The sequence below is a fragment of the Vibrio sp. D173a genome (assembly GCF_030248475.1).
Genome location: NZ_JAHGAH010000274.1, coordinates 1 through 10,055 on the forward strand (window position 1 = coordinate 1; position 10,055 = coordinate 10,055).

Annotated in this window: 5 protein-coding genes and 2 pseudogenes; 3 read left to right on the plus strand and 4 right to left on the minus strand. The window is 44.3% G+C overall.

Annotated elements, in window-relative coordinates:
• Window positions 1-107: 107 nt before the first annotated feature.
• Both KIV40_RS23835 and KIV40_RS23840 read left to right on the plus strand, forming a co-directional pair.
• Entirely contained in the window at window positions 108-1,076 is a 969-nt protein-coding gene (locus KIV40_RS23835) for a GGDEF domain-containing protein (protein ID WP_285351662.1), read from the plus strand.
• 165 nt (window positions 1,077-1,241) lie between these two features.
• Window positions 1,242-2,534, plus strand: a complete 1,293-nt coding sequence (locus KIV40_RS23840; protein ID WP_005433606.1) for a DEAD/DEAH box helicase — start codon at window positions 1,242-1,244, stop codon at window positions 2,532-2,534.
• A 57-nt stretch (window positions 2,535-2,591) separates the two neighbouring features.
• Here the strand turns inward: KIV40_RS23840 and KIV40_RS23845 are convergent.
• The 3 genes and pseudogenes from KIV40_RS23845 to KIV40_RS23855 form a co-directional block, all read right to left on the minus strand.
• A pseudogene (locus tag KIV40_RS23845) lies at window positions 2,592-5,562 on the minus strand (DUF6701 domain-containing protein).
• 313 nt (window positions 5,563-5,875) lie between these two features.
• Window positions 5,876-6,715 carry an arginase gene (locus KIV40_RS23850; protein WP_228174400.1) on the minus strand — a complete coding sequence of 280 codons (840 nt, stop codon included), beginning with the start codon at window positions 6,713-6,715 and terminating at the stop codon, window positions 5,876-5,878.
• 6 nt (window positions 6,716-6,721) lie between these two features.
• The gene (locus KIV40_RS23855; RefSeq protein ID WP_285351663.1) at window positions 6,722-7,456 is read right to left on the minus strand and encodes an IclR family transcriptional regulator; all 735 of its coding nucleotides are present in this window, start codon (window positions 7,454-7,456) and stop codon (window positions 6,722-6,724) included.
• Window positions 7,457-7,939: 483 nt separating this feature from the next.
• Between KIV40_RS23855 and KIV40_RS23860 the strand changes: the two genes are divergently transcribed.
• Window positions 7,940-9,409 (plus strand): EAL domain-containing protein, encoded by a 1,470-nt coding sequence (locus tag KIV40_RS23860; RefSeq protein WP_012129110.1) that lies wholly within the window; start codon window positions 7,940-7,942, stop codon window positions 9,407-9,409.
• A 4-nt stretch (window positions 9,410-9,413) separates the two neighbouring features.
• On the opposite strand, the pseudogene KIV40_RS23865 reads toward KIV40_RS23860, so the two are convergent.
• Window positions 9,414-10,055, minus strand: a pseudogene (locus tag KIV40_RS23865) (ATP-binding cassette domain-containing protein); the annotation flags it as partial.

A 10,055-nucleotide genomic window follows, 5' to 3' on the forward strand; every position in this document is an offset into this window, starting at 1 on the left:
ACTTTGGTAGGCAGAGATACGCTGCATGAGCTGGATCAACCACTTAAGAAGTTAGCTTATGTGTCCAACCATTGGGGTCCACTTCTAACTACCTGGCGAAGTATCTTATGGAAGGCATGCAATTGTTCAACCTTGATAGGGGCACGAACTACATGCTTCTCAATCGAGATGGTTTCTATCTGTTCAATAAAGAGCACCGCGAGGCAGAGTTTGCGTTCATGTACGACGATCGACAAGGCGAAACCATTTACGCTGATTACCCAGAGTTAGCCGATCAAATTCGAAATACGCTATCCGGACAAATTGAAACGGATGAGGGCATCATAACAATTGAATCGGTTGGAGCAGTGGATCGCATTAACCCATACTGTTTTCAAGATTACCATGTGAGTGAAAACAGCTCGACAGCTTGGAAGTTGGTCTCTTACGTCGATTTTAGTAAGAGAAAACAGATCTGTAACTCGCAGTATGAACGTAAGTGGTTAATGCAAGTGGGTGTGGTGCTGAGCATTGTTCTGGCTTATTTCATCGCACGCTTTCAGCTTCGTGCGTTTTCGGACAACCAACGCATTTACTATTTAGCGCATCATGACAGCCTGACTGGCTTGGTTAACCGAGCCGCTTTTCAAAGCCAAGCATCGGAGACGTTATCCCAATGTTTGAAAGCGGGTAGAGAGGTGTGCTTGATATACCTTGACCTTGATAGCTTTAAGTTTATCAATGATGAATACGGCCATGCGGCGGGCGATAAGACCCTTCAACACGTCGCTTCCGTGATGCAGCGAGTGTTTGGCAGTAAAGCGCTTCTTGCTCGATTAGGGGGCGATGAGTTCGCTATTTTGTTGAGCAGTCAAGAACATATGCAAGATCCAGAACATTTCGCGTCGTCTTTGATTCAACTGATTCAAGACCCGATCGAGGTTCGCCCTGATGTGTTCCATCAAGTCACGACCTCAATTGGTGGTTGCTATGCGAAAGAGACAAACTGCACCTTGGATGAGTTAATGCATCAAGCGGATATGGCGATGTATGAAGCGAAGAAGTCGGGAAAAAGCCGGTATTTCTTCATCCAATAGGGGAAAAGCACGCATAAAATTAAGAATGCGGAATCGAGTGGTGCGTAATTCCATGAGTTTTTACGCTAACGCATGAGAAAAGTGAGATAAATCACTGGAATTCGGGTATAGTGCACCGCTAAAATTTTTATAGCTATTTAGTGATTTGTTTAAGGAATACGCTCAATGTCATTTTCATCTCAAGGTTTTGCGCCAGAAGTGGTTAAAGCTCTGGCAGAATGCGGTTATGAGAAGTTAACGCCAATTCAACAGAAGGCGATTCCAATGGCCCGTAAAGGTCATGATATTTTTGCAACGGCACAAACGGGTACGGGTAAAACTGCCGCGTTCTCTCTGCCTATGATTCAACAGTTATTGGAATCCGGTCGCAGCGCATCTCGCAAAACGGCACGTGCACTGATCATGGCGCCTACTCGTGAGCTAGCAGAGCAAATCGCGGACAATATCAAAGCATACACTAAGTACACAGACCTATCGGTTGCGGCGATCTTTGGTGGCCGCAAGATGTCTTCTCAAGTTACCGCGCTAGAAGGTGGTGTGGATATTCTTGTTGCGACGCCTGGTCGTCTAGAAGAGCACATCGAGCAAGGTAACGTATCAGTCGCGAACATCGAGTTTCTTGTGTTTGATGAAGCGGACCGTATTCTTGATATGGGCTTTATCCATGCTGTACGTAAAATCATGATGGATGTGGATACAGACCCACAAATCATGATGTTCTCAGCAACAACATCGAGCCAATTGAACCTATTGGCGAAAGACATCCTTCGTAAGCCAAAGCGCATTGAAGTAGAACGTGCAAACACAACGGCACAAACTATTGCGCACGTACTTTACCCAGTGGATCAAGAGCGCAAGACAGAGCTTCTTTCTGAGCTAATCGGCCGCAAGAACTGGAAGCAAGTCTTAGTGTTCGTAAACTACAAAGAAACTGCGAACGATGTTGTGAAAGAGCTTAAGCTAGATGGCATCAAAGCCGTTGTGTGTCACGGTGACCGAGCACAAAGCGCTCGTCGTCGTGCGTTAGAAGAATTCAAAACAGGCAAAGCTCGTGTAATGGTTGCAACAGATGTCGCGGCTCGTGGTCTGGATATTGAAGATCTACCACATGTAGTGAACTACGACATGCCATTCTTAGCAGAAGACTACGTTCACCGCATCGGTCGTACAGGTCGTGCTGGTAAACAAGGTCACGCCGTATCGTTTGTTAACCGCGAAGAAGAGCTAACAGTGGTGCAGGTTGAAAACCTAATCCAGCAACGCATTCGTCGTATCGAGCTAGCAGGTTACGAGCCAAAGCAGCGTGAATCTTACATTGAGAAGCTAAACTCAAAGCCTGCATTCAAGAACCGCCAAGGCCGTCGTAACAACCCGAACCAATCGGCAACAGACCAAGGCTCTGCAGAGCGTCGCTTAGCGATGGTAAAACGCTTGAAAGCGCGTCGCTCTTCTAAATAATTGAATAAAATAAAAAACGCCCCTCACGTGAGGGGCGTTTTTTATGCGGATAAGGTTTTAATTCATCCCAATAAAATTTGGTTCTCCGCGGTAAATAATGCGGTCATTACCACGATGGATACCAAAGGTTACTACTGTTGGTGGGTTGTCTTCATCTGCGTCACTCTTATCCCAGTTGTACTTAAGCCAAGGTAAGTTATTCCCCGCACTGCTCAAATCCAAATGGAAGCGAACTTGCTCTCGTGCTGAATCGACTTGGCTGGCAACAAGGCCATAGGTTCTGCCTGCGATTATCGAACCTTCGCCAGATAACAAAGTGTTGTTAGGGGCCGAGTTGGACCAAATTGGCGTACTAGTATGATGCTCACCATTTGTTTTGGTCGCGCTATCCTCAAAGTGGGTCACAAAGCGGCCGTTTTGCCAGACTTCGACATCCAGAGGTACTTTAATTGTCATGCCTTGGTTGCCACCAACGTCTTTGAAGTTGAGCCTACCAAAGCGGATATCCGGTTGCTGTTCTAAGATATGTCGGTCATCAAAGAAGTGTATTTCGTCAACGACGTTTGTGTGAGTTAGGCCGATTTCACTCTGTGTTGATTTGGAGTCTTTGTTGAATGGGCCATCTGGATACTGACCATCCGTCTCGTCCTTCTCCCAACACGGGCTATTGTCGCAAGTCGCATTACCGCTGGCTTTTTTGATTGTGAACGTGCCGACACTTGCGTCTCCCACCAAGTTCCACTCCACCGAGTGCGCTGCTGGTGGAATGAAGCGATCGACGTAGTCACTCAATTCACCCAAATGGAAATGCTCTCGGAGGTTGGCATTGAAATAGACGTAATTCTCAATGTCTTGTTTTTCCGCATTGAGGGCAACCACGTCATAACTTACTTCCTCAAATGGTTGATTCATATAAATGAAGTTTTGTTTTGTCGGGTACTTCCATTCCGCTTCTCTCACCTTAAAGTATTTGGCGTAGAAACGACCGACATTTCGAAAGCCAGTGTTAACCGTCATATCAAGATACTGGCCACTTAAACTGGCTTTTATCTTTAGGCTGCCAACTTCTTCCCAGTACAAGCCGGAGAAGGTGTATTGAGAGTTCTCACTCTCAGTATGGCTACGAGTGAGTGACAAGGTACTTTCCAGCAACTTCTCAGATTGGTTTGCGGTTTCGGTCGGTGTCTTTTGTTTACTGCTGATGACGATGTTCGCCGCGGGTGCATCTTCTAACATAAAGTTGTGAGTAACGTCTGCGTTGCAATAACTCTTTGTATTAACTTCACCAGTAACAGAGCCACCGCTTTGCCAGATGATAGGTTTAACGGTCAGTGAGAAGTGTTCTCCAGCGGCGATAAACCCAGGGCCACTTTTCGAGGTACCCGAAGCCAGTGCGGTCGAACCGTCACAAATGGCTAGGGTCCATGGTCGAGACTTCACATCAAATGTGCCTTCAACGTATACAGAGCCTTCATCTGGACATTCTGCGAAGCCTGAGCACTCGAACCTATCGGACATTTTTACAGAGAACAATCCAGATTCATTCGTGATTAAGCCGTGACTCGAGAGACCGTCTTTAAAATCTGCAGAATAACTAAAGTTGCCTTCGCTGCCGCCTGCGGGTTTGATCAGAGGATGAGTGATTTGCGGTTTGCCATCATAATTGGTTGCAATGACTTGTTCACCGGTAGTTGCACACGCCAACAAGCGAGTGTCCACGGTCTGTGATTTACCAGCAATGACGTGGATTTCTTTAAGGCTACTTAGGTCCTCTGCGTAGGCTTCGAACATATATGGCGTAAACATAAACTGCACAGTCTGCATTTTGTTTGTGTCATCCACCATGGTAAAGGTGAGGGTATAGTTTGCATCGAGAGCGATAGCATCAATGTTGTTAGGAACGACTTTTACTATCAGCGTACCGTCATCTTTTGAGATAAAGTTGTTGTCATCAATCTTCTGCTTTCCTTCAACCATCTCAAGGATGAATAGGTCAGGATCAGAGAGAGAAGCCAACACGTGAGCACTCGTCATTTCACCATTATTGGTTGTGGTTACAGTAAACTGAGGCAATTCATCACCACACATTAGTGCCATATCTTCTGCCGGTGTAACGACAATGTCGAAGTCATCATTCGTTGGGGGGAACTAGCTCGCAAAATGGGACTTCTTTTTCTGGGCAGTTATTGGTTGCATAAGTACAATCTGGATCACCCTTTCCGCAAAACTGAGTAATATCGTTATTAACTCGGTGGGCTTCGATTGTTCCGCATACTTGACCAATACCGTCTACAAAGCTTGCTGTATGAAAAGCTTTAATTGCTTTATGTTTTGCATAAACGGATGTTTTGTTCAGTGTGATATTTGCGCCTTTGGATTCAATTGCACCAAAAACATCAGTATTTGAAAGTGTTAGATCTTGGAGTGAAAAAAGACCACCAACAATAATGTTCTTATTCGCCCCGATTTCTACCAAACCACCAGATGACCAAACATCTCCGCACACCTGAGCGTTCTCAAGTTTTAGGTTTTGACTTGCGGTGACCTGACCATTGACCACGTTGTACAGGCCTTTTAGTTCAACAGTCATGCCTCTTGAGTCTACATCACCATCGATAAGTACGTTTTCAAGTGAAACCGCATAATCGGTTTTTATATCGCCATAGATAAAGGTGTAATCAGTTTCATGGTTTGTATTGCTTATGATTCCCCCCTGGGAAAGTGATTTGATGTCTATTCGGTTTTCTGGGGAGCCAATAGTATTCCTACCTTTAAGGTTTAAACCTGTAAAGGCACGAAGCTGAACATAAGTATCTTTAGAGTTAATGATTTGCACATCTTGCTCTAAAGATATTTCGCCGTGGCAGTAATATGCCTTGTCATATCCTACCGATTGCTGGATCTCTATCGCAGTGGGACAAAAGCTAACTATATCGCCTGTTTTTATATCGGCGAGGTCATAAATTTTTGCCTCTGCCATTACTGGGAAGAGTAATGCTGTACTTAAAATGCTGAAAAAGCGCATCATCAAGTGTCCTAAATTTAGTGGAACTTAATGGCACCAAGCGAAAGTGAGTAATGGACTCACAGAATATGATTTAGCGAATGGTTTTGTTTTTTATACCGCTTACTTATTGAACTATGGTTGTTTTTATTTCGTATGTTGTACCAAGTTCATATGTAAGCATTAGACCTTGAATGTGATCTTAGTTCAATACCTTGGGCTGAAGTGCGTCACACTTTTGGTGGAATAATTTGTTAGAAAGTAAGTAAAAAGAGTGATTTGGAGTGTTCAAGGCAAAGCCACAACAAGGCTGTGGCTTTATCCGGTTAAAAACAAGTTAAGCCGCGTGGTCAATCAAGGGGGCAATTTGGTACAACTCTTCAAGAATCGCTTTAGTTTGCTTCGAATACACAAGGCGATCTCGGTCTCCGACTAATTGAATCGCTTTTACTTTTCCTGATACTAAACACAAGCGAATCATGCGCAGCACCATCTGAATATCAAGCGCTGGTGTGCCATCAAGGTGATTCTTAGTAAGCAGTGACGCCAAATCAATCGACATAATGATTTGGTCACAGTGATCAAGATAGTTGCCGACTTGCTGCTTCAAATGATTTCGGAAACGGAATGTAAACTCACGGTCTGTTACCCAGTCACAGCCTTGATCTTCTGCGTATTCCCATGCTTCTTGTTTTGTGTCTTGTTCGCTTGTGCCTGCAAAGAACAAACGGACATTTTGGTATCGCGAGAGGGCAAAATGGAATGCAGAACCGACGCGTGGCTCGAGTGTTGGGTCAAGATTCATCTTGTGACCGATATGGATGATCCCAACTTCGTCATTGTTGCTGACCACAACAGGCAGCATGGATAACATCGCCTCGGTACAATTTGACAAAACGACGGGTATTGAGTGACGTGAGAGAGACAAGCTCAATGCTTCTTGAAAGTCGCCGGTTTCAATTTGATGATGAGAAAAGTGGCCAAGGTTTGCAGCAGAGCCTTGGTCATGCTGTTGGTAAAGCCAGTCACTGGCATTCTCAAGACTCTGATCAGCTAATTCAAACGTTCCATGACTCATCGGGGCTAAATGCTCACATACCGTCATAAAAGAAAAAGGGTAGTGATGGATTGATTTATTCGCTCGATGAAGTTTGTAACGTTTGAAAAAGCTCAACATGGTGAATTACCTTTCTGGCGGCAACGCCCTCGCTGCCTGCAACACATGCAAAATGATACGCTGCTTATCCTTCTCGACTCGGTGAGCCGGAGCCATCACCGAGACCGCACCAATCAATTTACTTCCTTTCATGACTGGGGCACTGATGCCAGATACACCAGGATCGATTTCTGATGTACTAACAGCGTATCCGTTCTTACGGATGGTGCTAAGCTCTTGTTCCCATTCGCTGAGGCGGTCATCTTGCCCAAAATGACGCAAGATTTTTTCGCAACGGCTTTGAGGCATGAAAGCCAGCATCACCTTAGATGAGGCGCCACGAAGCAATGGTTGACTTTGACCCTGGACGTAGCTGCATCGAAGCGCCTGCATACTTTCTTTTTGTCTGACACAAAGCGCACGATAGCCAGAAGGCACCATGTAAGCCGCCATCTCGCCCGTTTGTTGAACCAATCGAGCAAGAATGGTTTCCACCATATCCAAACCGTGTTGAGCGGTTTCATAGCTGTGCATTAACAGCAGGGCGGCAGGACCAACTACAAAAGTTTTGTCGTGTACGCTTTCTTCGATCAAGTTCCACTCTTTGAGTAGCTTCAAGTGTCGGTAAAGACTACTTAAAGGCACGTTCAGTTGTTCACTGAGCGTTTTCGCTGAGACTGGAAATTGACTAACTGCGACTTGCATCAGCAATTGCAGCGCCTTTTCGTTGACTTGGTTAGCGTTGGCTTTGTTTGTCGTCATGAGCGTGTTGTAACGTGATAATGGATAGGCAACAACTATAATTCTTAATAGCTGAGAAAAGGAAAATAATTAGAAATGGATATTCTCATAGGGTGAGAAAGTGGCCTATAAATATTTTGTTTGTCTCAGCCCAAAGGTTCGCGTTTGTCTTGGGATAGGAGGGCATTCGCGTTTACGCAATACGAAAAACGCTACAACCAGACGAGCAGTTGTGCTGAAAATAGAGAGTCTGTAGGAAAATTTTGTGTGAATTTCTCTTAACGGATCGCACTTGGGTAAGGAAAATTGATACACTCCGTTTTTGAAATGAGTCGCATATCAATAACTCATTGTTATGTTTGCTGCTTTGTGTTTTGTAAACCATACTCAATCGATAGATTGGTATAGTCGTGCCTTTTAGTAATGAGCCTCAATAAGTAGTTGATAGAAAGGCACTACTTACTCTTTCGCTACCTAGTTTTATTCAGAAGAGACAATATTTAAATGATAAAGAAAGAGCTTTTGAAAAAAGCCATTATTTTTCTTCTGCCTATACCGTTGGTTGCGGCAGAAGTACTTTATTCATCTCACCAAAGTGTTCAGCGAAATCTTGTCCATATTCTTGATAACGATACTCCAGTTGTGGAGGAGATTTTTCACCAGATTAAGGCAGAGAATCGCACTGCCCTGTTACGCCCTGAGCATTGCGAGGCTCTACAGTATAACTTAATGTTCGAGCGTCACATCGACGAGATGCTCATTCTCAAGGATGATGAAATAATCTGCTCGTCAAAGCTCGGTGCGATATCCCGTCCTGCGGATGACTATATCCAAATGTATCGCCCAGAGACACTCTCACTTGGTCGTGTAAATGGTTATCCAGATCAGGTTTTGTTCTTAAGTATTACCAGCGAAGAGCATCCTGAATACAGAGCAGTGACCATCATCGACCGAGACTACTTTGCTGCCACGGTTGGTTACCGAAATGACTTTAGACTTAAACGTACTGCTATTTTTGTTGGTGATGAGTCTGCACCAATGGATTTAACGAAAGATGGTGAGAACGAAACTGCGCTTTATTACTCTTCGAGTTTCGATTATGAGATCTTAATTGAAGCAAGTGACGATTTTATCGAGCAAAAGCGTTTCTCATCCTTCTATTCTTCCATTCCGGCTTTACTGACCTTTTACTTATTCATTTTTCTCGTCCGTCGCTTTATCGATCCACAGCGCAACATGGTCTCTGAGCTTAAAAAAGCAATCAGAAAGCGTGAATTGAAGCTCTACTATCAACTTCAAGTGGATGCTCAAACAGGCAAAGTCTTTGGTTATGAGGCATTAGTTCGATGGCCGCATAAACTGAGAGGTTTTATCTCACCGGATGAATTTGTACCTGTGGCAGAAGAGAGTGGGTTGGTAGAAAGCCTAACCGACTTTGTGTTGGATAAAGCTTGTGAAGACTTCTCAAAAGTTAAATTAGAAGAGTCGATACATTTGGGCGTCAACGTACCGCCTGGTTATTTGTCTGATTCCCATGTGATAAGAAAAATTGAGAACATTCATCGTACTTTAAAACAACACAACGTCGAATTAGGGATTGAAATTACCGAAAGGCAGTTGATAGACAGTAACGCCATTCAACATATCGCTGCTCTGCGAGTCCATGGTATTCAAGTGCTTATCGATGATTTTGGTACAGGGCAAACCGCCTTAGCCGTATTACAGCACATGAAGGTCGATTACTTGAAAATCGATAAGTGTTTTGTCGACACTATTGGGATTGAGAGTGTTAATTCGTCAGTATTACACGCCATAGTCAGGCTGGCTGGAGATTTAAGTGTTGAGTTGGTTGCAGAAGGCGTAGAGACAAAAGAGCAAGCTGACCACTTAAAAGCGTTAGGGGTGAACATTCACCAAGGTTACTTCTATGCTAAGCCACTCCCTTATGCCGAAGTGCTTGGCAATAGAGAGTAGACGTTTATTCGATGTGCCCCTTGTAGCACTGAGACGCTTGATCGAACTTAAACTCAAGATAGTTTTGAATGCTGTCTAAGCCATCTTCTTGATAATGGGAAACGTAGAGAAGTTGGCTTAGATTTTCTTTCGCGATTAGCTCTAGTGTATTTTTCACAAGAACTCGCCCTAAGTAATCTAAGCCTTGATAAGGCTCGTCCAAAATCAGCAGAGTAGGCTGTTTCACTATTGCTCTGGCAATCAGCAATAAACGTTGTTGACCATACTCTAGTGGCTTAAAGGAGGTCTTCTCGTGTTGCGCCATATGGAGAATCGCCAGCCACTCTTTCGCGACGTTGGTTTCTTTTTTACTTGGCCGAGAATACAGTCCAATGGAGTCATAAAAGCCCGACAGAATCACCTCTAATGCACTGCAGTTCACGCGGTACTGGAGATGTAACGCCGAAGATACCATGCCAATGTGCTGCTTAATTTCCCAAATGGTCTCGCCACTGCCACGCTTTTTACCAAAGATGTGGATGTCGTTGCTATAACATTGGGGATGATCACCAAAAATCAGGCCTAGTAATGTGCTTTTTCCGCAGCCATTTGGTCCTTTCACTTGCTAGTGTTGACCTTTATCGATACGCTGCGTATTTCGGTGATT